The sequence below is a fragment of the Kosakonia sp. SOY2 genome, assembly GCF_027109175.1.
In the GTDB taxonomy this organism is placed as follows: domain Bacteria; phylum Pseudomonadota; class Gammaproteobacteria; order Enterobacterales; family Enterobacteriaceae; genus Kosakonia.
On sequence record NZ_JAPVXH010000004.1, the window covers coordinates 295,440 to 321,098 of the forward strand.

Sequence of the window (25,659 nt, forward strand, 5' to 3'; positions counted from 1 at the left end):
CCATAACACTCACCTTCCCGCCAGCGCCTACAGTGAACACCTGTTCACTAAACAGTCATTTGCGCGCCATCCTATTGCAGCATTTTTTTCACAGACTCTCTGGCTTTCGAACCCCGTAAATTCGTTTTCAGAAACTTATGAGAAAATACTGGCTTCCCTGGCTGATCCTGTCGCCGTCACTGCTGTTTCTGGCGCTGTTTACCTACTTTCCGCTATTTCGCTCGGTGTACGACAGCCTGTTCGATACCCGCATGGCAACGCAGGATGCGCCGTATGTCGGGCTGGGAAATTTCGCCCGCCTGTTGGATGACAGTGTGTTCTGGCAATCGCTGTTCAATAACCTGATTTATCTGCTGCTGACGGTGATCCCGGGCGTCGCGCTGGCGCTGCTACTGGCGGTGGCCTTGTGGGAAAACCACCGCATCAACCGCTGGCTGCGCACCGCCTTCTTCTTCCCGATGATTATCCCGATGGTCAGCGCCGCCGCGCTGTGGCTGTTTATCTTTATGCCCGGCCTCGGCATGCTCGATCATTACCTGGCGCAACTGTTTGGCCCGATGAACAACAACTGGCTGGGACGCAGCAACAGCGCGCTGTTTGCGCTGGCGCTGATTGGCGTCTGGAAGTTTGCCGGTTATTACATGCTGTTCTTTCTGGCCGGGTTACAGGGCATTCCCGCGTCCACGCGTGAAGCGGCCCTCATGGAAGGGGCAACCTCAACGCAGGTGTTCTTCAGGGTGACGCTACCGCTGCTGCGCCCGACCATCAGCTTTGTTGTTACCACCGCACTCATCTACTCGATTACTCAGATCGATCACGTCGCGGTGATGACGCGAGGCGGGCCGGACAACGCCACCACCGTGCTGCTCTATTACATCCAAAACCTCGCCTGGGATACCCACGATCTGGGCAAAGCCTCCGCTGCCACGTTTTTGACGCTGGTCGGGCTGTTCATCTTCTCGCTGGTTAATCTGAAACTGCTGGAAAGAGGAGCGCATTATGAGCGTTGAAATCACGCCTGCCATCAATCGCAGCACGACCATAGCGCGCCCGTTGTGGCTGCGCCTGCGCTACTCCCGTCCGGTAACGCTTGCGGTGCTGATGGTGTGCCTGGCGCTGTTGTGGGTGAGCCCCTTTATCTGGATGCTTTCGTCTGCTTTCAGCGCCACCACCTTTGGTGAAGGAATGGCGTCGATTCTGCCGCGCTTTCCGCTCACGCTGGATAACTTCCGCGACGCGTGGAACAGCGCCAACTGGCTGAGCCTCTACACCAACACGCTGATTTTCGCCTTTGGCACCTTCTTCGTGCAGCTATTCACCATCACCACCGCCGGTTACGTCTTTGCCTGCCACGAATTTCGCGGCAAGAAAACACTGTTCATTCTGTTTCTGGTGCAACTGATGATCATGCCGGTGGTGATGATGATCCCCAACATGCTGACACTCAAAACCTTCGGTCTGCTCAACACCCTGACCGGCGTGATGATGCCCTATTTCACCTCGGCGTTTGGCGTGTTCCTGATGCGCCAGGCGTTTCTCGCTATCCCGAAAGAGATCGAAGAAGCGGCACTGATGGAGGGCTGCCGCTGGTGGCAGGTGCTGTTCCGCGTGATGTTGCCGATGTCGTGGCCGTCGGTGCTGGCCTTCGCCACCGTCAGCATTACCTACCACTGGAACGAGTATTTATGGCCGCTGATGATGCTCAACGACCCGGACAAACAGGTGCTGACGGTCGGCCTGGTGTCATTCGCCATGGGCGCGGAGTCGGGCGGTCAGTGGGGAATGATCAGCGCCGGGACGCTGATGGTCTGCCTGCCGCTGATGGTCGCGTTTATCGCTTTTCAAAAGCAGTTTCTCCGGAGCTTTGGCTTTTCCGGGATTAAATAAGGAGTTGAGTGATGTTTTTAGCGCAAATTTCAGATACCCACTTCCGCAGCCAGAACGAGAAGCTGTACGGCTTTATTGATATCAACGCCGGAAATGCCGATGTGGTATGCCAGCTTAACGCGCTGCGCGAACGCCCGGATGCGGTCGTGGTCAGCGGCGATATTGTTAACTGCGGCCGTCCGGAAGAGTACCGCGTGGCGCGCCAGATCCTCGGTAGCCTCGACTACCCGCTGTTTGTTATTCCTGGCAACCACGATGACAAAGCCCACTTTCTCGAATATCTGCATCCGCTGTGCCCGCATCTGGGCAACGATCCGCAAAACATGCGCTATGCGATTGATGATTTCGCCACCCGCTTGCTGTTCATTGATTCAAGCCTCGCCGGGGAATCGAAAGGCTGGCTGACCAATGAAACATTGAACTGGCTGGAAGCGCAGCTTAGCCAAAGTCAGGACAAACCGACCGCCATTTTTATGCACCACCCGCCTCTGCCGCTCGGTAACGCGCAGATGGATCGCATCGCCTGCGAAAATGGCCATCAATTACTGAAATTAGTGGAGCGCTTCCCGGCGCTGACGCGCATTTTCTGCGGCCACAACCACAGCCTGACCATGACTCAGTATCGCCAGGCGACGATTGCCACCATCCCGGCCACGGTGCACCAGGTGCCGTACTGCCACGAAGACACGCGCCCGTATTACGACATGTCGCCGCCGTCATGCCTGATGCACCGCCAGATTGGCGAGCAGTGGGTCAGCTACCTGCATCCGCTGTCGCATTACGCTGGCCCGTGGTTATACAACGAAAGCATCAGCTGCCCGGTGGATGAGCGTTAAACCCATGTTAAGACTGCAAAACATCAGTAAACAGTTCGATGGCAAAGCGGCGCTCAGCGCGCTGACGCTGGATATCCACGACGGTGAATTCGTGGTGCTGGTTGGCCCTTCCGGCTGTGGGAAAAGTACGTTGCTGCGGCTGATTGCCGGGCTGGAGAGCGTCAGCGACGGCGCGATCCTGCTCGACAATGACGACATCACCACGCTTTCACCGCGCGAGCGCAACTTCGCGATGATCTTCCAGAACTATGCGCTGTTTCCGCACCTTTCCGTGCGCGACAACATCACCTTCGGCATGAAAGTGCGCAAGGAAGAGAAAGCGAGCTGGCAACCGCGCCTCGATCGCGTGGCGCAGATGCTGCAGCTCGACACGCTGCTGGACAGAAAACCGGCCAAACTCTCCGGCGGCCAGCGCCAGCGCGTGGCGATGGCACGCGCAATTGTGCGTAACCCAAAGCTGTTTTTGATGGACGAGCCGCTCTCCAACCTTGATGCGCGCCTGCGCACCGAGGTGCGAGACAGCATAATGGCGATGCACCAACAGCTCAAAACCAGCACCATTTATGTCACGCATGATCAGACCGAAGCCATGTCGATGGCCGATCGCATTGTAGTAATGAATGGCGGCCACGTGCAGCAAGTAGGTCGCCCGGAGCACCTGTATGCGCACCCGGCAAACCTGTTTGTCGCCGGGTTTATCGGCTCACCGGCGATGAATCTGCTCTCGCTGCCGTGCGCCAGTGGCAACGTGCTGCTGGACGAGCAACACCTGCCGTTACCGCCTCACGCGCGCGATGCCGCCGATGTGTGGCTGGGCATTCGCCCGGAACACATTACCGATACGCCGGAAGCGGGCCAGTTGGTGCTGCCCGCCACGGTGATTCAGCGTGAACTGATGGGAGCCGATTATCAGCTCCACGTCAGCACGCCAATTGGCACCCTGCGCTATATCCGCCGTCACAGAGGTGATGTGCCCAATAAAGGGGACACACTCCGCGTCGGTTTTTCACCCCTTGATAGCCATCTTTTTGATGCGCAAACCTTGCTTAACTTACACCAGGAGAAAGACCATGCCTAAGCCTCTGCCAAAGACGCTGCGAGTGCTTACTTACGCCATTACCCTTGCCATTAGCGGCACTGCTATCGCGCAGGAGAAGATTGATTTCATGTTTCCGGCCCCGGTGGACGGCAAACTGACGATGGAGATGACGCGCATCATCAAGGCGTTTAACGATTCGCAAAAAGACGTGGAAGTACGCGGGATTTTCACCGGCAATTACGACACCACCAAAATGAAAGCCGAATCCGCGCAGAAAGCGGGCCAGCCCCCTGCGCTGGTGATCATGTCCGCCAACTTCACCACCGATCTGGCGCTGAAAGATGAAATTCTGCCGATGGACGAACTGTTCAAATACGGCGACAAAAAAGCGGGTGATTTCCTGCAAAATGCGTTCTGGCCAGCCATGCACAAAAACGCGCAGGTAATGGGCGTGACCTACGCCATCCCGTTCCACAACTCAACGCCTATTCTGTACTACAACAAAACGATGTTTGACCAGGCGGGCATCAAACAGCCGCCGCAGAACTGGAAGGAGCTGCTGGACGACGCGAAGAAACTCACCGACCAGAGCAAAGGTCAGTGGGGCATTATGCTGCCCTCCACTAACGACGATTACGGCGGCTGGATTTTCTCCTCGCTGGTGCGCGCCAACGGCGGTAACTACTTCAACGAAAACTATCCCGGCGAAGTCTATTACAACGCACCGACCACCATTGGCGCGCTGCGCTTCTGGCAGGATCTGATCTACAAAGACAAAGTAATGCCCTCCGGCGTACTGAACTCCAAGCAGATCAGCGCTGCGTTTTTCTCCGGCAAGCTGGGAATGGCAATGTTGAGCACTGGTGCGCTGGGCTTTATGCGTGAGAACACCAAAGATTTCGAGCTGGGTGTGGCGATGATGCCCGCGCAGGAGCAGCGCGCGGTGCCGATTGGCGGGGCCAGCCTGATAAGTTTTAAGGGCATTAATGACGCGCAGAAAAAAGCGGCTTATCAGTTCCTGACCTACCTCGTCAGCCCGGAAGTCAACGGGGCCTGGAGCCGTTTCACTGGTTACTTCTCACCACTGAAAGCCTCTTACGACACCGCCGAGATGAAGGAGTATCTGAAGCAGGATCCGCGTGCGGCGATTGCGCTGGAGCAGTTGCAATATGCCCACCCGTGGTACTCCACTTACGAGACGGTCGCGGTGCGTAAAGCGATGGAAAACCAGCTCGCCGCCGTGGTGAACGACGAGAAAGTCACCCCGGAAGCCGCCGCCGAAGCCGCTCAGAAAGAAGCCGATACCTTGATGAAGCCATACGTCGAGAAAACGGCACTACAAGCCGTGAAATAAGCCATTCCCCCCCGCAAGGACGCGGGGTAGTTCTCCTTTTCCTCGATGATTTTCTCTGTCTTTCCCGTATCATTTGAACACCAGCCAAAGGGTTCACGCGTTTGCGGTATCGGTTTGTCGCCAACACGCGTCACGTGAAAAATGTTGTTCATTTTGCTTCACCGGTAAGGGCGTTATCCAGCCATGATTGATGAGAAAGCAGCTATTGAATCCGCGAAAGCGTACGCGTTAAAAAATTTCATCAACTCCTGGGACTATGATATGCACCTTGCGGCTCTTGTAGAGCTCGACGGTGTTCAGTATTGGGAAATTAACACCAACCTGGCTTCACCGCCTGGCACGCCATTCTATGAGCAAATCTTGCCCTCGCCGATTCGGTATTACGTCAATCCACACACCGGGGAGTGCGTCGGGTATAAAACCCATCGGGATAAACAGATTAGCCAGCGCAATCGGTGATAAGTATTGAGCTAGCCCCAGTAAGAAGCATTTATTCGCACAATATATTTTGCAAGGTTTCCGGTTTCCTCTCGGTAATGGCTACCAAATAACCTATACCGCGCTGCGCCACGAAACCGCAGGTATTTTACCTGGTCCGGTCACTGTAGGTGGGTCGATGTATAACGTTTACTATGGTGTTCAACAATGATTGATGAGAAACAAGCAATAGAAGCCGCCAAAGCCTACGCACTTAAAAAAATTCAAAAATTGCTGGGACTATAACTTTCATTTAGCAGAACTTGTGGAAATAGAGGGGGCGCAATATTGGCAAATTAGCACCAACCATGCTCCTTCTCCGGATGCTCCATTCCATGAATTATTTCTCCCGACGCCGATTCAGTACTATGTCGATCCTGAAACTGGCAAGTGCGTGGGTTTTAAAAATCATCGCAGTAAGTGTATTCAAAACCCGGGGGGCTAATGCCCCCAGTAAGCATTTACTCACACGCCAGCCCCTGTGAATACTAAAACGGCTGGCGTTTCCGCCTTACTCTTCCCGCGCCAGAATTTTGTCTAAATATGCCGCTAACTGGTGACGCTGCAGATAGCTGGTGACGTCGCGTTCCCAGCCTTTGCCATCGCCGAGTACCGCGCGGCTATGTGTCGGGGCGTAAAGATAACGGGTGTCATACAGGTTCAGCAGCGACTGGTTCATTGCATCAATATTGGCACCGGTTTTTTTGCACTTCTCCTGCTGGATAGCCAGCGCGCGCAGCACCCGCTCCCGCGTCTCTTCATCGGGTGTATAACGCTGTTCGCTGAGTTCACTGAGCACCAGAAACTGCGGCTGAATGCCTTCTGCCAGCGCCGCCTGCAAACGATCGTGCCCGTCGAGAATGACAAACGACGCCAGCCCGGCGATAAACCACACCAGAATCGGCGGCAGCTCGCCTTCGCGGCATTTCTTGCGCCACCACTTTACGCGCCCGCTGTCTGGCTCCACCGGGTAACGCGCCAGCAGCAGATGACCGTTCCACCACCAGTCGACAAATGTCACCTTTTCCGGGTTTTGCAGATCGGGGAAATCCTCACTCCACAGCGACCAGTTGACGCTGATTTGCGCGCTGCTGGCAGGCGTATGAAACCGCCACTGCGCAAACGGTAGCGGCTTATTCAGCACATACGGTGCTGTCGGTTTGACTTGTTCCATTGGGCGCAGCAACCAGCGGCGCGGTGCCAACAGCGGTGTGGGTGCCTCCATCAACTGGCGGGCAAAATAACGACACCAGTGGCTTATCCAGTTCGCTTCGCCTGCGCGTTTGGCGCTTTCCACATCGGCAGAAGAGATGGCAGGCAACAGCAGTTGCTGAGCCGGATGATCGGCATTAAACACCAGCCAGACACCGGAGTGATCGTTGAGCATGGTGGCCCAGAACAGCGTCTTGCCGTTGACCTGTAACGCCATGCGCCCGTTGTGCCCGCTTTGCATCTCCATTGCCTGACCGTCGCCTTCACGCACCATCAGTTCCAGCCCCTGCCAGCTCTCATTGCGATCGCGAAGATCCTTCCACCAGTAATCTGTCATGCCATTCTCCCTGCCAAGTGAACGAAAAGTGTAAAACACCATGCAGCCCACCATAACCCTAAAAATAATCTGCCTTTATGAGCAGTTGAACAGTTTCTCGCCACCCGCTTCGGTATCTTTATCGCTCAACTCACTGACAAGGAGCACACCATGTCTCACACCGAATCTCACTGCCACTCCTGCGGAATGCCGCTATCCGCACCGGAAGCCCGTGGCCCCAGCGATAAATATTGTGTCTGGTGTACCGACAGCGAAGGCCAGCTGAAATCCTGGGAAGAGGCCGTTTCCGGCCTTGCACAGTACCTGGATTCCTGGCAGCACGTCGGCAACGAAGAAGCACGTAAACGCGCCGTTCGTTACCTGACGTCAATGCCCGCCTGGGCTGACAGGGCCTGATAACTCCCCCTTACTTTGCCGGGTCTGTTGCCCCGGCAAATGCCGCCGGATAAGGATCGACCGGTTTCAGGTCGGCCTGGGGTTTGCGCAGCGCCGCCTCCCAATCGCCGGTTTCGTCGTTGAGATTGATCTCGCGGCTGAACTGATCAAAATCGCAGGCATCGAGCTTCGCTTCAAAGTTACGTTTGTGCTGGATAAATGCAGCGAGCTGATCCTGATCCAGCGACTGCGCGAGATAAGGGTAGTGAATGCGCAGTTCGGTGGTGCCGTGCTCTTTTAGCAGATGGTTGACGCGGCCAAACAGCCGATCGACGCGCCCTACGCGCTGCTCGTTGTCGCCGGGTGTCCAGGCAATCCCGTAATGATGTACCTGGTTGCACTGCAAATGCAGGTTCACCCCTTCCTGAAACACGGACGTTGCCACCAACACGTTGGGATAAAAGGGGCTGTTGAACCCGAGGATCAAGCGTTGCCGGTTATCGGTTTGACCGCTGGCGTACCACGTCGGGCTTGAGAGGCTGGTCAGTTCCCGCCACGGTGTCTTCCAGTCGGCCAGCGGGTGATCGGTGATTTTTTCACACATCGCCTCGAAGGTTTCAATGCCATTGGTGAAATAGCGCAGCAGTAACGATCCCGGCAGTTTATCGGCAATGCTGGCGGTAAAATCACGGTAACGCTTTTGCACATCCGACGTGGTGCTCTGGAGGCTAAAGCGGATAAACCAGCAGTAGAGTTCAATCATTACCGGGCTGGCGAAGATGTAGCCCGTTTTCAGGTAGTTGGCGAGGTTTTCCACAATCGCCGGATTGCTTGCCTGCCAGTGGCGAAGCTGCTGCTGACAATGCGCGGGCAATAGCGGAAACATCATCCCCCAGGCCGTTTGCAGCGGCTGCTCATAACGGTTTTCTTGCACCTTTTCGCTACGCGCAAGAGGCTGCGCGGTGGGCCATGTTTGCAGGCGAACATCGCGCGCCGCATCGCCAAAGTTATCGCGCTGGCGATCGGTAAGCCGGTAATAGGTGGCATATTGCGCACAGCAATAATCCGCCGCGGGTTCCAGAAACAGCGAGAACAGGCTTTCGGCCCGACGAAAACGCTGGCTCACGTTGGTGCAATCGGTTCGTTTCTCACCGTTTTTTTTCACGACAAACAGATCGGCGATTTTCGATGAGAGCTTCAGCTCATTTTGCTTGCGCTCGTTGAGCTCCTCATCGTCGTCACTACTTTCCGCTTCGTCATCAATGAACTCTGACGCCTCCTGCAGCACGTGCGCCGCCTGCGTTAAGCGATTGAAATATTTACGTGACCAGCCGCTTTTGCGCCATGCTTTTAGCGTCTCATCCGGCGATTCAACGCCCCAGGCAGCGATTATCTCCTGCGCCATCAGCTCGTCATATTCGGCATTAACGCGCTGGGTGATTTCACGCACCGAGGGGATGCGGCGCACAAACACCAGGTGTTTATCGCGATACAGCGGGCGTGGTGCAGTAAACAACTGTTCAGGCACGCACTGTTTAACCAGCGCGCCATATTTCGGGTGATCCGGAAAGCGGTGGTAGATATCCTGAAACGCTTGCGTCAGCTCTGCCAGCAAGCGTGAGTCCGGTGCCTGGTGAAAGGCGTCTTTCGCCATATCGTCCGAATTCTCTTCACCACTTTCGCTGTCCTCTTTTGCCACAATGCCCGTCGACTCAAACCCTTCGAGATAGCCATACTGGAACTGGCGGCGCTCACCTTTTGCGCCCAGCGTCTTTACCAGTTCGCGCTGGTAGAGGGCGAAAAAGAGTTCCGCATCCGGGTTGTCGGTAAAATCCGCCGCCGTCGCCTGCTCATGGCGGTAGTTATATTTATTGTTGGTTACGCCCTTTCCCTGCATTTGTCGCAGGCGGCGAATGGCAAAGGTTTTTAACAGCGTTTTGGCGTCGCCGTCGGGGCTAATCGCGTCCGGATCGACGAAGTAACGCAAAATATCGGCGACATTACGCGATGAAGAGTGATTCGGCGTCGCGGTGAGTAATAATGTTCGCTGCCCTAAGCGGTTATCGTCCTCGCCAAAAAAGCGCTTCGCCGCCGCCGCGCGCTGGGATTTGCCATCGCGGTTACGAAAGTAGTGCGCCTCATCAATGATGATGAGATCAAATCCCTGTTCGCCCAGCGTGGCTTTAATCTGCGCATGGATTTTCCCGGCCTGGCGCGCGGCGCGCTCCTGCACGTTCTGCTCTTTTTTCTCCCACTCCGGCACTAGCCCGCTGAGCGAGTGAATGGTGGTCAGGTAAAAATTGCCCCGTGATTCGCGGATATCCTGCTCCAGCTCGGGCAACCTTGTGAAAATGCGCGCCTCGTGCACCGGCTCCCTTTGCGCATTACAAATTTTCGAATTTTTAGCGCGATAGTGATGCAGCAAAAAGGTTTTGTATTCCCGTTTCCAGTGCAGGCAAATGTCTTTATTGGGCGCGAGGATGAGGATTTTCGCATCGGGCTTTTTATGCCAGAGCTGGAGCATCACACCAATCGCCTGAAAGGTTTTGCCCATCCCCACTTCATCTGCCAGCAACGCCAGCCGACGTTTCGCCAGAATGTTCCACAGCCCGGCGACACCCTCGGCCTGACGCGCAGCCATTGAAGACTCCTGCGCATCGTATTGCCAGTTGTCCTGCGAGGCGTCAAAACTCATCTTTTCCGCCACCGCCTGCGGCGTGATGGCTTTCCAGTTATCAGGCTTCATATCCACACCTTTGCTTTATTGCGTCGAGGTACTGCTGGCGCTGTTTTCCTTTCACCGGTAATGGCGGAATGTCGATGACAAGCTTCGGCCACGCGTGGGCGGCGAGGCTCTTTTTGCGGTAGCGCTTTTTCGCCAGCTGGCAGAGGCTTTGCACCTCGTTGGCCATAAACCAGCCAAACAGCGTTCCCGGTTGCGCGGCGAGATGTTCACGCACTTTCTCCACCAGCTCGAGCAAACAGCCAGGACAGGTAAACAGCCAGTAGTGCAGCGAGGCATCATCGTTCAGGGCTTCGAGTTGTTCGCGGCGTTTTTCCAGCGCGTAGAAAAGGCGGAAATAGCTGGTGGTGCTGGTCTGCACCTGCGGCTTTTCCTCCAGCGGCGCATCCTCTGCCGAATCACCATCGCGCAGTGTTTCACGCAGGCGCACCGCGTCGTTGTCCTGCGGATCAACATCACTGATATAGCTGTTCAGAAGATCGTGCAGCGAGTCAAAACCGTTCACCCGGCGAAACGCCTGCCCCACTTCATGAATAATGCCCTGCCAGTCCGCCTCGCCGGGGCGGATGACGGTATAAAAGTGCTGGGTTAACACCTCATCTGGCTGTTCGGCAACCAGATCGCGCAACGCAATCAGCGACTTACCGCGCCAGCGCAGGGGAACCTCTTGTAAAAGACCGGGTAAGCGCAGAGAGTATTGCTCGCTGGGTTTGCCGTCGAACCACTCTCCACTGACACGATAGCGGGCAGAGCGCCAGTCAAATTGCACCTGTAAATCAAAGGGTAACTGTTCGAAATCCGGTAACCTTTCTTCCTCAAGCAACACCGCGCTGGCAAACCCGACGTCTTTATTCAGAGGTTCACCGACAATGGTGTTTTTTGGCGCAACGCTGTGCACAATGCCCGCTTCAATATTCCAGTGACTGCTTTGCTTGCCCACAGTCAGACTGCTACAACCCGGCGCGGTGAAATTCCAGGAACCGATCGCCAGTCGGGCCGACGTTTTTCCTGTCGCCAGCCAGATTTTGGCGTGAGTGAGTTCTGAGCGCTCGTCACGCTCCAGCGGGTTTTTACACAGACGTAACTGACCGGATTGGCGCAAGGCTTCCACCTCCTCCCCGCCTGGCGTGCGCAAAAACCGCCCGTGCGCCAGGTCGGGTACCAGATCGACGCTCAGCGCCGGGTTACCAAAAGCATGGGATAAGGATCCGATAAAACCCGCTAAATCTGCGGCCAGGTAAGGCGACCAGACGGAGAGTTTTTTAATGGTGTCGCCATTTGCCAACGCTTTTAGCAACGAGGGACCGGAGAGGGAATGAATAAAATCCCAGTCAGGATCGTCATGGGAAAATTTCCGCCGCACCGGAAATGCGTCGTCGACAACAATATTCGGGTCTACCAGCGTAAAAAAGGACTTAATCTGCTGGTACTGCTTGTTGGTACTGACACGGCGAAAATCGACCGCTTCCTGATTGCGCCCCCAACCGCTGAGTGTCAGGTTCGCGCTGCCCGCCCCGAGGATAATATCGCCGTGGATATCCTCGATATAGAGCACTTTGGGGTGAAAGAGGCTGTTGCGGGCATCCAGATGCGGCGCAATCTGTCGCACGGACACTGGCAGCACCGCGATGGAGGTGCGCTTATGCTGCTCCTGGGTTATCAGACGCTTATCGCAATAGATGCGAAAATCGATCTTTTTGCGGGTGAGATCGAATTGCAGACGTTCAAACTCGCTGCGGTTTTTCGGCGGCTCTTCCAGGCCCAGCACCGCAGGCAGCAGGTGCGTTTCAATAAAACTGATATTGATATTAAAGCTGGTCAGCCAAACCCGTTTGATCTCGCCAAGCGTCGCCAGCTGCGCTTTCAGTTCGTTGATTAATTTCACTTTTCTTCTCCACACAACCCTTTCAGCATATAGCGGAACTGCGGGATGTAATACCCATTCACCCAGTCATCATTCTTGCGATCCTCATGCATCGGACGCGCAGGAACCTGCAACGTTAGCGTTTCGCCAGTAAGCGTTATCCATGGTAGCTGGCCGCGGCTTTGCATCACATACTCATGATATTTGAGTAATTCAATGGTTTGCGCAGCAACAGAAGGTGCCTGCGCAACATGCAACAAACGTTCAAGGCGGGTATGCGCCGTGCCGGAAAGTGCGGGCAGCAGCGTCTTATCGTTTATCACCTGTTCAGCTCGTTTCGGTAACGTATGATCATCCAGCCCACGCTGCGCCCAGAACTGGCGAATATCCTCTAATGTCTGTTTTTTACGCTGCCAAATCCCGGCAAATAACAGATCAATCGCCGCCAGATAAGGTTCAACATGCACGATATGGCGCAACAACCGGCGATCGGCTTCGTTATGGCTAAGACGCAGCGCCCGGTGATAAATATCTGCTGCAGGTTGCTTTTCCTTCGCCTGTTCAAGGGCGTGATACAGCGCACCGCTAGCGCCTTCGCGTAAGCGGGTCATCTCAAACCAGAAATCCCTGGCGTAGTTACCCACATATTCCGACGAGCGAAACGCCTGGACATACGCCTGGGTGAGTTTTTTATCGATATCGGCAAAGTGAAGCGTCAGATCCCGTTTGAGGCGCACGCCAAGCTGCATTTGCAATGCATCGCATAACAGGCGAAAAAGCGTTTTTAGCTGCGGTGTTTGCAAAATAAATTGCCCGGCCTGTTCCCATGCGGATATGCCTTCTGCCAACTGATAATGATATTTTTGATCGAAGAAGTGCATATTCATCATCGGCGTTTTATAACGCCCGTTGGTGCCGAGAAATAATTGCTGGGTCAGCAGTTGGCTATCCGATCCGTGGCCGAAAATAAGCGGGGGATTATTAAAATCTGCGAATAGTTTGCGGGCTTTAACGATGCCCAGCACGCCGGTGGTGACAACACCCTTTTTGCTCTGGCTATCGCACATCGATAAGGTGTAAATATTCTCTAAGAAAATCAAACAGGCGTGCGTCAGTTTTACATCGTTTTTGCCGCCATAGATTTTTTGTAATGCGTCGCCGAGCTGTGTTTTATCGTCGCCGAGAACGCTGCGAATAACATAATGGTGAAGCAGATTGAGTGTGTAGTGACGAACATCATTGGCGACTGAACTAATACGGTTGCGAAAAATCTGCTGCCCGAAAGAGGACCAGACAATCAATTGACCAAGAGGATCAATATTCAATTCACCGCTGAGTGATTCGTCATATTCCGTAATAAAACGCTGAAGATTCATTAAAATTTTATTTAAGGAAAAACAGGCAGTTATTATCCTCTTTTTACCTGCTCCATGACATCCTCATCTTTGGTACTTTACAGGCAGGCGGGCGTTCTTCCGCGTCTTACACCACGCGTCCTGCAAATTTAATCTTTTAAAAATCAATCAGTAAAACGTTATCGCGCATTAATTTTATAAATTTAGCTTGCAATCAAATAGCGCACTATTTAAATTGCACTCCACAGCCGGACACAACGGCACTTAACACAACCAACTAAATAGCACGCGATACAATCGCAAGGGAGATAAGATGTCACGTTCATTACTGATTGCCATGAGTTTAGTTGCCTCCAGCGTTTCCACCGCCTGGGCCGCCGATGCGCCAACACCGACCGCGGGGGTGGCGAAATTTCTTTCCGCGCTGAACAGCAGCGGCGGCAAACCGATTGAACAACTTTCCCCGCACGATGCCCGCCAGGTGCTGATTGGCGCCCAGCAGGGCGCGAAACTGCCGCCAGCCGATGTCTCGGAGAAAACCATCACCGTTAACGGCCAACCGCTTAAACTGACCATCGTTAAACCACAAGGCGCAACCGGAACCTTGCCGGTGTTTATGTTCTTCCACGGCGGTGGCTGGGTGCTGGGCGACTATCCAACTCATGAACGTTTAGTTCGCGATCTGGTGACTGAATCCGGCGCAGCGGCAGTGTTTGTAAACTACACGCCATCACCGGAAGCGCACTTCCCGGTTGCGATTAATCAGGCGTATGAAGCGACCCGCTGGGTTGCCGAGCATGGCAAAGAGATTGGCGTTGATGGTTCACGCCTGGCGCTGGCTGGTAACAGCGTGGGCGGCAATATGGTCGCTGCCGTTGCCTTGCAGGCCAAAGAACATCACACACCAGCGATTCGTTACCAGGTGATGTTCTGGCCGGTTACCGACGCGCGCTTTGAAACCGGCTCCTATAACCAGTTTTCCAGCGGCTATTTCCTCAGCAAAAACATGATGAAATGGTTCTGGGATAACTACACCACCAAAGAGAGCGACCGCCGCAACATCCTCGCTTCCCCGCTGGAAGCCAGCAGCGCGCAGTTGAAAGGCCTGCCGCCGACGCTGATTCAGACCGCCGAACTGGACGTGCTGCGTGATGAAGGTGAAGCATTTGGTCGTAAACTGGATGCTGCAGGCGTGCCGGTGACGGTCACCCGCTATAACGGCATGATCCACGACTACGGCTTGCTGAACGCACTCAGCGAAGAACCCACCGTGCGCACCGCCTTATCACAGGCCGCACACGAACTGCGCACCCACCTGCAATAAGCCCCACGAACCCACCTTACGCGGTGGGTTCTTTTATTTTGGCCGGGTTCGCCTCGTCATACGCCGCCTGCGCGGCCAGCACCGCATCCATATTGTGCTCTACCCAGTGCGCCAGCACGGAGACGGTTTCCGTCAGCGTGCGGCCCAGTGGCGTCAGGCTGTACTCCACCGACACCGGCACGGTGTAAAACACCTGGCGGGCGATAATGCCGTCGCGCTCAAGTTTGCGCAGCGTCTGGGTTAGCACCTTTTGGCTGATCATGCGAATATCCCGCTTCAGGCCGTTAAAACGCATCGGTCCATTTTCCAGCCGCGCCAGCACCAGTAGCGCCCATTTATCCGCCAGGCGTGCCAGCATATCGCGCGTCGGGCAGCGGTTATCGTAGATATCGTAAGGAATGGACGGCTTAATCATAACGACAAACTCTCGTAGTAGGTTTCCTTGAGGAAACGTAGTGCCCCTGGAGTGCCTTCTTCCGCAACCGGAACCGGATGTGTATAACTCAAAGCCTAAGTTTCTATTTGATACTAAGGTGCCAGAAATGGCAAAAGTTCTCCTGCGCAATAGTGAGGAATAAAAGGATGATTACCCGGCTGAACAAGGCGTTTCTCAGTCTCACCACGCACCCGGAATTTGGCAAGCTGCTGTTGCGTCTGACATTTGGTGTGTTGATGCTGTTCCACGGCGTGGCCAAAGTGCAACATGGCATCGGCTGGATTTCCGACATGCTGGTGGCGCAGGGCTTGCCGGGTTTTATTGCTTACGGCGTATTCATTGGCGAAATCATTACGCCAGTGCTGATTATTATTGGTCTGTTTACTCGCCAGGCGGCGTTTATTTACGCCTTCAATATTCTGGTCGCCACATTACTGGTCGGCATGGGGAAATTCTTTACCCTGACCAATGTTGGCGCTTGGGGTCTGGAAAGCGAGGCGCTCTATTTCCTGGGTGGTTTAAGCATTATGTTTTTGGGCGCGGGGAAATACACCCTGTTTGCCGGGAAAGAAAAATGATGGTGGTCGTGCAAACTGGTTTGTACGACATCTCTCTTCGATAGGGGAAAATTATGTCTACGGTTGTGATCTATTATTCCGGCTACGGCCACACCAAAGCAGTGGCGGAGAAAGTGGCAGAAGGCGCCAACGCACAGCTTATTGTTATTGATAATAACGGCGATATTCAGGAGAGCGACTGGCAATTGCTGAATGACGCAAAAGCGATCATTTTCGGCGCGCCAACCTATATGGGCGGCGTACCGTGGCAATTTAAAAAATTCGCCGACGCCAGTTCAAAAGCATGGTTCACCCGCGCCTGGCAGGATAAAGTTTTCGCCGGTTTTAGCAACAGCGCCAGCCTGAACGGCGACAAACAAGTGTCTTTGCAATACCTGCAAACGCTGGCCTCACAGCATGGCGGCATCTGGGTAAGCCTGGGCTTGCTGCCCGCGAATACGCTGGCCGCAACGCGCCAGGATATCAACAACCTCGGCGGCTCCGTTGGCTTGCTGGTGCAGTCTCCCTCTGATGCCGGCGCAGACCAAATCGCCTCCGGCGATCTGGATACCGCAGTGAAATTCGGCCAACGCGTCGCGGATATCGCTCGCCGGTTTAACTGAGTTTTTTGGTAATTAATAAGAGAAAGCCAGGGAAACCTGGCTTTTTTGTAGATATTTACAGCATCTTTTTAATGTTCTGTCGAAATGCTCAGGGCAGCAAACTCCCCCTGCACCCACTGTTTAAACTGCTGCACATCTTGCCGTTGCGCTTTCTCGCGGCTGGTCACAAAGTAATAATTCCCGCCGGGTACTTTGCCGGGCAACGCGATGCGCAGCAGCTTTTGTGTCAGCGCATTCTGGATCAGTAACTCGCTAGCGAGCAGCACGCCCTGCCCGGCGATGGCCGCCTGAATCGCGTGCGTCTCATCATCAAATCGAATGCCGGACTGCACCGGTAAATCTGCCGGACCAAACGCCGCTTGCCAGTGTTGCCAGTCGGGCTCCGGCGTCGGGACATGGCGGTTTTCGATATGAAACAGCGTTAAGCCCACCAGATCTTGCGGGCGCTTGAGCGCCAGTTGCGGGCTGGCGACCAGCACAAAGCGATCGCGATACAACAATGTGTTATCCAGCGTCTCGTCGGCCTGCATGCTGTAACGGATCGCGCAGTCAGCCATTGCGCCGCGCACATCCACCAGGTCGGTACTGCTGTGCAGACGCAGCTCCAGTTCAGGATGTCGCTGATGCAGCGAAGGAAGGCGCGGCACCAGCCAGTTGGTCAGGAAGTTGGAGGTGGTGCTTAGCGTTAACGCCCCCGGCAGACTGGCACTGTCGATGGCATCAACCGCTTCGCGCAGCGTGGCAAACATATTCCCTGAAGCACGAAACAGGATCTCTCCGGCAGCCGTTAAGGTGACAGCGCGCGCCGAACGGTTAAAAAGCCGTTGGTTCAAAGACGCCTCCAGCACGCGGATCTGATGACTAATTGCCGTTGGCGTCACGCCAATCTCCTCCGCCGCCGCTTTAAAACTGGCATGGCGGGCAACGGCATCAAAAGCGCGTATAGCGGAAAGCGGCGGTAAACGGCGTGTGCGCATAGCTGAATTTAACTCATCTTTTGCTGAGAAATATGACTTTGCCTTGCCAGCAAAGCAAGGCGTAGCCTGTTATGCATCTGAAGCAATCATGAAAATTATTCACCCTTTGCAGATTAACAGGAAAAACCCATGACGCAACTCAACGCACTGGCTGCGCCCACCTCAACACGCTGTTTTGCGCTGCTGGCTCCCGGCATCGCCCAGGCGCTGATCGCGCTGGATTACGCCATCGTCTACGTTGCGCTACCGACGCTGGCGCACGATTTACAGCTCTCGCTTAGCGCGATGCAGTGGGTGGTGTCGCTCTACGGCCTGACCTTCGCCGCGTTGCTGTTGCTTGGCGGAAATTTGTGCGATCGCGTTGGCGCTCGGCGCATTTACAGCGCCGGCATGGCGCTGTTTTTACTGGCGTCCGCCCTCGGCGGACTGGCATACAGTGGTGAACTGTTGCTGGTTGCCCGCGCAGGGCAAGGCGTCGCCGCCGCGCTACTACAACCAGCGGTTCTGGCGCTGATCGGGCAACGCTTTCACGGAGAGTCGCACCGCCGCGCACTGGCAATCTGGAGTGCGATTGGCGCACTCGGGCTGGTGGCGGGCGTGGTGCTCGGCGGCGTACTGACAACGCTAAGCTGGCGGGCGATCTTTTTTATCAACCTGCCGCCAGGCTTGCTCGCGCTGTGGCGGGTGAAGCGCGATTTTCAACACCTGATCCCACAACGTGAAACGCCACGCTCCGGCGTTGGTGCGCTGGTTGGCTGCATGGCTGCTGGCGCGCTGGTATGGGCGTTAATGCGCTATGGCGAAACGGGCGCGGCGGATTTTCTCGCCAACCGGCTGGCGGCGGCGATGTTGTTGCTGTTTATTTTGCATGAATGCGTTGCCCCGAAGCCGCTGTTATCACGCACCTTGCGCAATCTGCCAGGCTTACAAAGTGGCTGGCTGAGCAGCGCCTGTTATATGGCGAGCGTCGGTAGCCAGTTCTACGCCATGACACTGTTGTGGCAACAGACATTACAGCTCGATGCCGTCACCACCGGACTGCTGTTTACGCCACTGGCGCTGCTGATTGTGGCGGGCAACGCGCTTTACACCCGGCTAACGGCGCGTTATGCCAGCGCAAAAGTGCTAATGGCAGGATTTGCCAGCGCCGCGCTCGGCATGTGGCTGCTGGCCATTTCGCTGCAAGCCCCGCTCTCGCCCGCGTTTATGCTCGGCATTGCGCTGAGTGGTATTGGCCACGGATTGGTTTACCCGGCAATGTTCGCCGTGGGGTTAACGGCAGTGCCAGCGCACCAGCAGGGTCGCGCCAGTGCGCTGATGATTACCAGCCAGTACATCGCCGGAGCGATGATGCTCGCGATCATTTCCGTGCTGCTGGGCGCAAAGCCGGATTTAACCGCGTGGTCAACCGTGTTTCATCTGCTGTGCGGCGCAGCAGTGGCGGGAATGGTGATCGCACTCTGCGCACGAGAGCACCAATAGCGCGGTTACGACTTACTCCACTTCTCGCAAAACGCGTCGATACGTTCATCCTGAAAATCAGCCAGCCGCTCGATGATGGTCTCCAGCGGCCAGTCCCACCAGGCAATTTGCTGCAACTGATGGCCGATGTGCGGCGCGAAGCGTAAGCGGATCGTTTTTGCCGGGACACCGCCGACGATGGTGTAAGGGGCGACATTTTTACTCACTACCGCACCGGCGGCGATCACCGCACCATCACCCACGGTGACGCCAGGCAACACAATAGCCGCATGGCCGATCCAAACATCATTGCCAATGATGACGCCGTCGCCACGGCGACGTGCAAAAAAGTCGTGATCGCGCGTGGCGCTGGCAGAGTAGTACTCGGGGCAGTAGGTGATGCGATGCTGCGACGGGCGTTCCATCGGATGATTGGGCGCACCGATACGCACGTTGTTGGCGATCGCCACAAATTTACCGATCTGCGCATCGGCGACGGTGCAGTATTCCCCCAGGTAGGAGAAATCCCCCAGCGTGGCGTACTCCATCAGGCTGTTGGCCAGCACTTCACACTGCTGGCCAATTTTGCATTCGCGTATGCGCACGCTGGGATCTATCCAGGTTTCGGCGAGTTTTACGAGCTTCATCGGTGGTTTCCCTCATGACAGCTCGCGCTACTGTATGCCGGTTCTGTGTAGGGAAAATGACGGGTATGGCGGGGAAAACAAAGCGACACCAAAGCGGCTTAATATCATTGAGCGATAAGTGTTACTTCGCGTTGTCCTGCATCCAGCTACGTTTCGGATGCAGAACATAATCCCGCACCTGCAGCTCAAACGCGTTGCGGTGATACAACCCGATGCTTTTCATCGGATTAAGTTTGATGTTATTTCCCTGATGAGAGGCAGACTGACACGCCAGAAACTGATCGACCAGTTCCCGCATCTTACCCGCGCCGTTTTCCGCAGCGTACTCGCTTCAATTATTCAGGCCGCTGGTGCTGGCAGAAGCACCTTTTTGCCACTCAAAGCGTCAACGCAGCCTCTTTATCATTTTGCGCATAAGTACGGCTCGCAGCGCTAAACGACCTTGTAATCAACAAAACAACAAACTTTTTCCATGGTAAAGCCAGAAGTTGGCATGCATGGTTTATTATTAAAGCCGTGTTCGTTGAAATAATAGTGATCATCGCAATGAACATTATTTCGTCATGCTGCGTAGCCAGCAGCATTGCTCCAGCCCGATATTTTAAAGCGTGTTAACTATTTTCCCTGGCAGATCACCGCTCGCATAAGGACAAGGGATAGCAAAGTCAGGCGCCACAAACGTTACTGAAAAAACGCGCGATACCAGCCATATTATAGTGAGGCGTACCCTCCCCCATTTGCACCCCGCCCTACTATTTGTAGTGGGCTATGCATAAACACTGAGACGTTACACCTAGCAGCGCCTATATTTACCCGCGATAAGTCATGCAGTTGCCGCATTATTCTTAAGCTTATAAGATATTACTCAAAGGCAATGTATTATGAATACAGGGAAAAATGATGATTAGAATAAAATGGCTATTACTGCTGGTTGCGTTATTTATTGTCGTTAAGGTTATTTTCTTCATTGCGAATGATGACAATAAAATAAAAGAAGATGTAACCCCGCCAGTAACAGCTGTTGATACGCCTCATGAAGGCTACAAACGCTATCAGGCAGGTTATGGACTGAGCCTTGAACTGCCTGAAGCATGGGTGTTGATGTCAGCAGAACAAGCCAAAGAAATAGAAAAAGTTAGCGCGTCTGTAACCGGCGTTCCGCAGAGTGAAAAAAACCTGTCACTTTCAGCGAATGCAAATAGAGAAGGCAAGCTAAACACCGCGACAGTAAAAGTGGTTTTTACCGATAACATGATCGAAAGCGATGATTTGCGCCACTTCAGCCGAAGTGACGTCGATGATGTGTGTGAGGTGATCACCTCCTCAATAGCGCCAGCTTTGAAAAAGATCAACAGCGAGCTAACCAGTGCTGTTTCCTGCTCCCTGTCCAGTGTTAATGGCGCTCCCGCTTTTCTTGCTGAGTTTCATCGCAAAGGTATCCTCGACAATGACGACTGGGAAATGAAGAACTATCAAATCCCACTTGATGAGAAAACAGCAGTACTGACCGTCTCCTATAACACCACGAGCCAGGCCAGCAAAGATGAAATTGATAAGGTTTTGCACAGTGTGAGGTTTCGCTGACATAGGCTTAGCCTGTTCAGCTTTTGTGATAGTGGTCAACGTTGCGCAATGTTGACCACTATCAGCATGTTACGCTTCCGTTTGCCGATTCAATTCGGCATCCTTAACTACATATTATGCAGAATAGTTATTTAAAAATTGCAGACTTATATTAATTTTATTTCTAATAGTAAAAACCAGTGATCGTGCATATATAGAAGCCTTAACTAATTAAGGTCGCCATGAAAATCTCTCAATGCTATATTAACATATTCTGTATGCTCAAAATATCTCATAAGGAAATCGAAATCAAAGAAAGGCGACTTTTTATTATTAAAGACATCATATTTAATGGACGTATCCCTTTGCTTATTGAATATCTCTTGTGATTTGTTAATTATTTTAACCTCATCAATATTGAAAGTGCTTTTAAAATCCTGCATCTGCAATAGAACATCTCGGTCATCAAACTGAAGACTTAAACGACCCGAGAAAAATATATACAATCCTATATTGGAATCCGTGTAATCCAAACTCTTTCCAGATAGCCAAACATATTTACTCCCAGTAGAAAAAGATACGGGAAGAGTGTGATAAGTTTTTTCTATCCCATTATCGAGACATACACAATATGTGACATCCCCTTCGGCAACTATTTTTGCTCTTCTCAATAAGAATGATGCTACTGAATCCTCGCCATCATACCTGTCAGCAAATTTAGCAATTACTCCTTTAGGATTTTCAGCAATGGCATGACTACACCAAAGGTCTTTATCAGCGTTTATTTCAAGGTTTTCTACACTCACAACGATTTTGTCAGTCTCACCACAGGGATCTATCGCAAAGTAAGAATACAACCCAGAAGTATTATCCAGGTTAAGCAAAGCCGGATACCCGTCAGTGATATTGATATTGTAATTCATTACTGCCCCTCTCATTTACGTTTAAAACTATATTCAGTTACAGTTTTATTATTAATTGGTGTTATGCCATCAGACTGAGTATAACCTGAATTTTGCAAAATTTTTTTCTCGGTTAATATAAATCCATTTTTTGTGGCTATTTTTTCAATATTTCTTATTTCCGGATTACTCCAGGTTCCCGTCACCAAAACCACCCCATCAGAAGCTAATACTCGTTGAATTTCAGAACCAAAAGGCTCGAAACCATACGGATTCTCCATAACGATCTTACTTTGCGAGCCTGAAGCTATCTGTGACAGGTCATTCGCATCTCCGGCATGAACACCATTTGCCATAGGATAGTCCGGACTCGATATGTTGTATGCACCTGAGATCGGTCTATTTCCTGCGCCTATATTTAACGTTCCCCCAGCCTGCGGAGCAGATAAGAATCCTGCCTTTTCGGCTTCTTTCGCTAGCTGCTGGTTATATACAGTATTGGGTTCTTTGTTATTTAAATTAACCGTGTTTAGGCCATTCTGTTTAATCCGTTCTAGTGCCGCTGTTTCGGATTCGATCAAAGATGGCGATTTTATATCAACCCCAGCAGGTGCTTTCATGCCAACCGCAGTAGCTGCAAGAGTCAGCGCTGAGTTAGCTCCATGTTCCAGAAGAACCAACATCCTGGCGGCTTCTATACTTATAGACAGACCTGTCGCTAAATTTTGAGCCTTAAATTCCTCAAAGGCTTTCGCATCTTTTACTGCCAGCTCAAACTGTAGAGAGATAACTTCCTTCTGACCATCATACTGATCTTTATACTTATTCAGCAGGTAATTGTAATAAGGGTCATCCTTTTTCAGAGTGCCTTCATAGGACTGTCCTGCTAAGGCAAGCTCTTTTCTCATGAAGCCACATTGCTCTGATGTAAGTTGGTGGCAAGCGGCATCAATAGCTTTATTACGCGCCTCGCTAAGCTCCTTCCAGCGATCAATCTCCGCTTGCGCCTTCTCCTTTTCCTCCCCTTTCAAGTAAGGAAGTTTGCGTTCTAAATCCGTCTTCGCTTTATCTTCATCTGCATATAAATAATTATTCTCAACCGTCGTTTTCCCGGCCTTAGCCGCTGCAGTTGCCGTTTCTGTGCTGTCGCCTATCAATCCGCCCGCGAGACCCGATGCCAGCGTCGACAATGCTGCAATGGTCTGTTTCTCTGTTTCAGTCAACTGCGAAGGATCTTTACCGTACACCTGCTTTGCAAGAAGTATCCCCGTCGCTTCACCTACTACCGCGCCAGATGCACCGACCAGAGCATCCTGACCCTGCACTTTTGCCAGCACGGCGTTGACCACAGCATGGGCCATAATCCCTGCCATTGTGTTGTTTTCGGTGATATTTTTACCGATTTCACTGGCAATATATGGCGCAGCGGCTCCCGCGAGTGCAGCATTGATATTGCCGCCCGCCAGCCCACTGACAGCGGCGGTAGCTGCGGTGATCGCGCGCTGCACATCGCTGCCGGTACCGGTGTTTTCGGCAATGTGTTTGTACTCTGGCGTATTACGTAATTCCGCCAGTTTTTGCATACGCTCTTTCTCAGGCAGCCCCTCAAGCGACGTGCCGGTTTTGGCCATCGCCGCTTTCAGTCCATCGATGTCGCTCTGCGTGCGCACAATATCGGCCACCTGATTACCGATATCGCTGACCATCTGCACGGCCTGCAGGCGATTCTGCTCTTTCTCTTTATTGAAGATGGGACTAATGGCGTCGTTGGCCTTCGTCACATCTCTTTGCAGCCCGCTGACATCCTGATGCTGGTTCGCCGTGTCGCGAACCACAATTGAGCCCTCTGAAACCGCAGCCTCGGTAGTACCGCTTGCATGTCCGGAACTCCCGACACTGGACATAAGCGTACTGGCAGCGTTGATCGCACCCTGCCCCATCAGGTTACCTGAAGAGCTGAAGCCACCGCCGGAGTGCGAAACTTTGTAATCTGCTTTATTGATAATGTTGCCGTAGCCAAGCGTACCGGTATCAAGGCTGTTTTTATCTGCTGTAGCCGTGCTGCCAATTGCCCCGCCATTGAGTTGGGTATGGTTGCCGACCGTGACATCAAAGCCACCTTTACCGGCAAAAATCCCGCTCTGCTCTGCAACGCTGTCGAAGGTGCTGTGCATTTTGTCCTGGCTAAAGTTGATATAGCCGGAACCCGTCATGCTGCCGAAGGTGAAACTGCCGCCCGCGCTGATACTGCTCTGTTTCGAGTCGTAGTTATTGCTGTCCTGCAGACTGGTGACCGTCAGGTTGCGCCCTATATCCGCCGTCACCTGATCACCACTGACCTGCGCGCCGATTAGTGATGCATCCTGCCCGCTGCGTAAGGACACCTTGCCACCGCTGTCCAGCGTGGTTTCAGTCCAGTTCGTGCCGTCACCCTTCTCGTTGCCCTTCGCCGCATTCACATTGGCAAAGACGCTCAGACCCGCGCCACCCTGGCCAACCCCAAAGCTGACGCCAACTCCACCGCCGCTGCTGCTGTTGCTCCCGGTAGTTTTCTGCGTGTTGGCGGCGCCTGTCAGAAGGATATCCCGCGCTGCATCCAGGCTGGTGTCGCCACCTGCCTTCATACTGCTGCCGGCAATCACGATATCGCCGCTGTTTGCCTCGTGCTTTTTCCCGTTAGCTTTAATTGTCAGGTCATTACCGGCATTCAGCGTCGAGCCGCTGACCTGATCGGATACCTGGTGCTGTTCAGATTTTGATTTTTGCGTGGTCAGCGAGATGCTGACGTGGATACCGGAATCGGGTTCACCCGTCGTATCCGCCATCTCTTTACCCTGAACCGCCTGGTAACCTGAAAGCACCGATTTAGTGGCCTGCAATGCAGCCAGCCGGGAATCACTTTGCTTCGATGCGGCCTGCGCTGTCGTCACTGCGTTGTTGACGGCGTCCACCACAGCACCAGTGAGTGCAACGGTCAGTCCACTGCTTTTCTGCTCGAATTTCTGATCGGTGGTGCGTTTGTCGTGACCCGGATCGACCACCACGCTGTCGCCGCTCAGGGCGAGATCGTTTTTGGCAATAAGGTCTGAGCCGCCAACATGCAGTTGATTACCCGCAGTGACCGTCACATCGCCGCCGTTACTGCCCACGGTGCTCATGCTCTGGCTCTGGGTGGTGCCTTTCTCTTTCAGATCCTGTTTGGTTTTGCTGGAACCGATGGTGAAACCGATCCCACCGGAGCTCATCAGGCCGCTCTTTTTCTTCTCTTTAAACTGCCAGTTCGAGTCGGTGTTGGTGGCGGCGGTGATATCTACGTTATGCACCGCACTGAGCGCCACATCGCCATCGCCCACCACGGATGAACCTTTCACCAGCAGGTCATTGCCGGATTTCACCGTCACGTTATCGCCGCTGAGCAGCGTGCCGGATTCACGGGTGGCGTTCTGCTCGGAGATAGTGTGGGTGGTGGTTTTTTTCAGGAAACCTTTTTTGGTTTTGGTCTCTTCCTTGTAGTGATAATCGCTTTCGGTGGTGGTGGTCAGATTGATGTCGCGTCCGGCCTGCACGCCGATATTGCCTTTCGCGTTAACCTGCGCGGCTTCGGCGTTCATATCACGTCCGGCGAGGATCACCGTGTTAGTGCCGCTGGCGATCTCGGTGCCCTGCTGACGCACCTGCTCGTTGATCACC

21 protein-coding genes and 1 pseudogene are annotated in these 25,659 nt (G+C 53.6%); 12 read left to right on the forward strand and 10 right to left on the reverse strand.

Translation table 11 applies throughout. From position 1 onward, the window contains the following. The first annotated feature begins 137 nt into the window (after positions 1 to 137). The 6 genes from O3S68_RS20065 (at position 138) to O3S68_RS20090 (ending at position 5,575) form a co-directional block, all read left to right on the forward strand. Positions 138 to 1,010 (forward strand): carbohydrate ABC transporter permease, encoded by an 873-nt coding sequence (locus tag O3S68_RS20065; protein WP_269232311.1) that lies wholly within the window; start codon positions 138 to 140, stop codon positions 1,008 to 1,010. Beyond that, positions 1,000 to 1,887 carry a carbohydrate ABC transporter permease gene (locus O3S68_RS20070; protein WP_269232312.1) on the forward strand — a complete coding sequence of 296 codons (888 nt, stop codon included), beginning with the start codon at positions 1,000 to 1,002 and terminating at the stop codon, positions 1,885 to 1,887. Before O3S68_RS20065 ends, O3S68_RS20070 begins: the two co-directional genes overlap by 11 nt. An 11-nt stretch (positions 1,888 to 1,898) precedes the next feature. After that, a complete protein-coding gene (locus O3S68_RS20075) occupies positions 1,899 to 2,723 on the forward strand; it encodes a phosphodiesterase (RefSeq protein ID WP_269232313.1) in 825 nt (274 codons plus the stop codon). A gap of 4 nt (positions 2,724 to 2,727) precedes the next feature. Further along, positions 2,728 to 3,801, forward strand: coding sequence for an ABC transporter ATP-binding protein (locus tag O3S68_RS20080; protein ID WP_269232314.1), 1,074 nt, complete (start codon positions 2,728 to 2,730; stop codon positions 3,799 to 3,801). Continuing rightward, a complete protein-coding gene (locus O3S68_RS20085; protein WP_269232315.1) occupies positions 3,794 to 5,116 on the forward strand; it encodes an ABC transporter substrate-binding protein in 1,323 nt (440 codons plus the stop codon). The genes O3S68_RS20080 and O3S68_RS20085 overlap by 8 nt, the downstream gene beginning before the upstream one ends. Before the next feature lie 183 nt (positions 5,117 to 5,299). Continuing rightward, complete coding sequence (locus O3S68_RS20090) at positions 5,300 to 5,575, forward strand: hypothetical protein (RefSeq protein ID WP_269232316.1); 276 nt, start codon at positions 5,300 to 5,302, stop codon at positions 5,573 to 5,575. Between the two features lie 529 nt (positions 5,576 to 6,104). On the opposite strand, the gene O3S68_RS20095 is transcribed toward O3S68_RS20090, so the two are convergent. Further along, complete coding sequence (locus O3S68_RS20095; RefSeq protein WP_269232317.1) at positions 6,105 to 7,142, reverse strand: hypothetical protein; 1,038 nt, start codon at positions 7,140 to 7,142, stop codon at positions 6,105 to 6,107. 150 nt (positions 7,143 to 7,292) lie between these two features. Here O3S68_RS20095 and O3S68_RS20100 point away from each other — a divergent pair, with 150 nt between their 5' ends. Further along, complete coding sequence (locus tag O3S68_RS20100; RefSeq protein ID WP_020456384.1) at positions 7,293 to 7,538, forward strand: zinc ribbon domain-containing protein; 246 nt, start codon at positions 7,293 to 7,295, stop codon at positions 7,536 to 7,538. Positions 7,539 to 7,548: 10 nt separating this feature from the next. On the opposite strand, the gene O3S68_RS20105 is transcribed toward O3S68_RS20100, so the two are convergent. Genes O3S68_RS20105 through O3S68_RS20115 form a run of 3 tightly spaced genes read right to left on the reverse strand, consistent with a single transcriptional unit; the run spans position 7,549 to position 13,500 of the window. Beyond that, a complete protein-coding gene (locus tag O3S68_RS20105) occupies positions 7,549 to 10,263 on the reverse strand; it encodes a DEAD/DEAH box helicase (RefSeq protein ID WP_269232318.1) in 2,715 nt (904 codons plus the stop codon). Next, positions 10,253 to 12,145: a hypothetical protein gene (locus O3S68_RS20110; RefSeq protein WP_269232319.1), complete on the reverse strand. Its 1,893-nt coding sequence runs from the start codon at positions 12,143 to 12,145 to the stop codon at positions 10,253 to 10,255. The genes O3S68_RS20105 and O3S68_RS20110 overlap by 11 nt, the downstream gene beginning before the upstream one ends. Beyond that, a complete protein-coding gene (locus O3S68_RS20115; RefSeq protein WP_269232320.1) occupies positions 12,142 to 13,500 on the reverse strand; it encodes a hypothetical protein in 1,359 nt (452 codons plus the stop codon). The genes O3S68_RS20110 and O3S68_RS20115 overlap by 4 nt, the downstream gene beginning before the upstream one ends. A gap of 292 nt (positions 13,501 to 13,792) precedes the next feature. On the opposite strand from O3S68_RS20115, the gene O3S68_RS20120 reads away from it, so the two are divergent. Continuing rightward, positions 13,793 to 14,803: an alpha/beta hydrolase gene (locus O3S68_RS20120; RefSeq protein ID WP_269232321.1), complete on the forward strand. Its 1,011-nt coding sequence runs from the start codon at positions 13,793 to 13,795 to the stop codon at positions 14,801 to 14,803. 16 nt (positions 14,804 to 14,819) lie between these two features. Here O3S68_RS20120 and O3S68_RS20125 read toward each other — a convergent pair whose 3' ends face one another. Continuing rightward, entirely contained in the window at positions 14,820 to 15,218 is a 399-nt protein-coding gene (locus tag O3S68_RS20125) for a winged helix-turn-helix transcriptional regulator (RefSeq protein ID WP_269232322.1), read from the reverse strand. 167 nt (positions 15,219 to 15,385) lie between these two features. Between O3S68_RS20125 and O3S68_RS20130 the strand changes: the two genes are divergently transcribed. Then, on the forward strand, positions 15,386 to 15,817 hold the full coding sequence (locus tag O3S68_RS20130; protein ID WP_020456378.1) for a DoxX family protein: 432 nt from the start codon (positions 15,386 to 15,388) through the stop codon (positions 15,815 to 15,817). Positions 15,818 to 15,870: 53 nt separating this feature from the next. Further along, positions 15,871 to 16,419, forward strand: coding sequence for a flavodoxin family protein (locus O3S68_RS20135; RefSeq protein ID WP_017457750.1), 549 nt, complete (start codon positions 15,871 to 15,873; stop codon positions 16,417 to 16,419). 68 nt (positions 16,420 to 16,487) lie between these two features. Here the strand turns inward: O3S68_RS20135 and O3S68_RS20140 are convergent, their stop codons facing one another. Further along, the gene (locus O3S68_RS20140) at positions 16,488 to 17,396 is read right to left on the reverse strand and encodes a LysR substrate-binding domain-containing protein (RefSeq protein WP_269232323.1); all 909 of its coding nucleotides are present in this window, start codon (positions 17,394 to 17,396) and stop codon (positions 16,488 to 16,490) included. 129 nt (positions 17,397 to 17,525) lie between these two features. On the opposite strand from O3S68_RS20140, the gene O3S68_RS20145 reads away from it, so the two are divergent. After that, a complete protein-coding gene (locus tag O3S68_RS20145) occupies positions 17,526 to 18,878 on the forward strand; it encodes an MFS transporter (RefSeq protein ID WP_269232324.1) in 1,353 nt (450 codons plus the stop codon). Positions 18,879 to 18,883: 5 nt separating this feature from the next. Here O3S68_RS20145 and O3S68_RS20150 read toward each other — a convergent pair whose 3' ends face one another. Further along, positions 18,884 to 19,504, reverse strand: coding sequence for a DapH/DapD/GlmU-related protein (locus tag O3S68_RS20150; protein ID WP_269232325.1), 621 nt, complete (start codon positions 19,502 to 19,504; stop codon positions 18,884 to 18,886). Positions 19,505 to 19,625: 121 nt separating this feature from the next. After that, the gene (locus O3S68_RS20155) at positions 19,626 to 19,802 is read right to left on the reverse strand and encodes a hypothetical protein (protein ID WP_269232326.1); all 177 of its coding nucleotides are present in this window, start codon (positions 19,800 to 19,802) and stop codon (positions 19,626 to 19,628) included. Positions 19,803 to 20,401: 599 nt separating this feature from the next. On the opposite strand from O3S68_RS20155, the gene O3S68_RS20160 reads away from it, so the two are divergent. Next, on the forward strand, positions 20,402 to 21,088 hold the full coding sequence (locus O3S68_RS20160) for a hypothetical protein (protein ID WP_269232327.1): 687 nt from the start codon (positions 20,402 to 20,404) through the stop codon (positions 21,086 to 21,088). 206 nt (positions 21,089 to 21,294) lie between these two features. On the opposite strand, the gene O3S68_RS20165 is transcribed toward O3S68_RS20160, so the two are convergent. Next, complete coding sequence (locus O3S68_RS20165) at positions 21,295 to 21,990, reverse strand: hypothetical protein (RefSeq protein ID WP_269232328.1); 696 nt, start codon at positions 21,988 to 21,990, stop codon at positions 21,295 to 21,297. An 824-nt stretch (positions 21,991 to 22,814) separates the two neighbouring features. After that, positions 22,815 to 25,659, reverse strand: a pseudogene (locus tag O3S68_RS20170) (hemagglutinin repeat-containing protein); the annotation flags it as partial.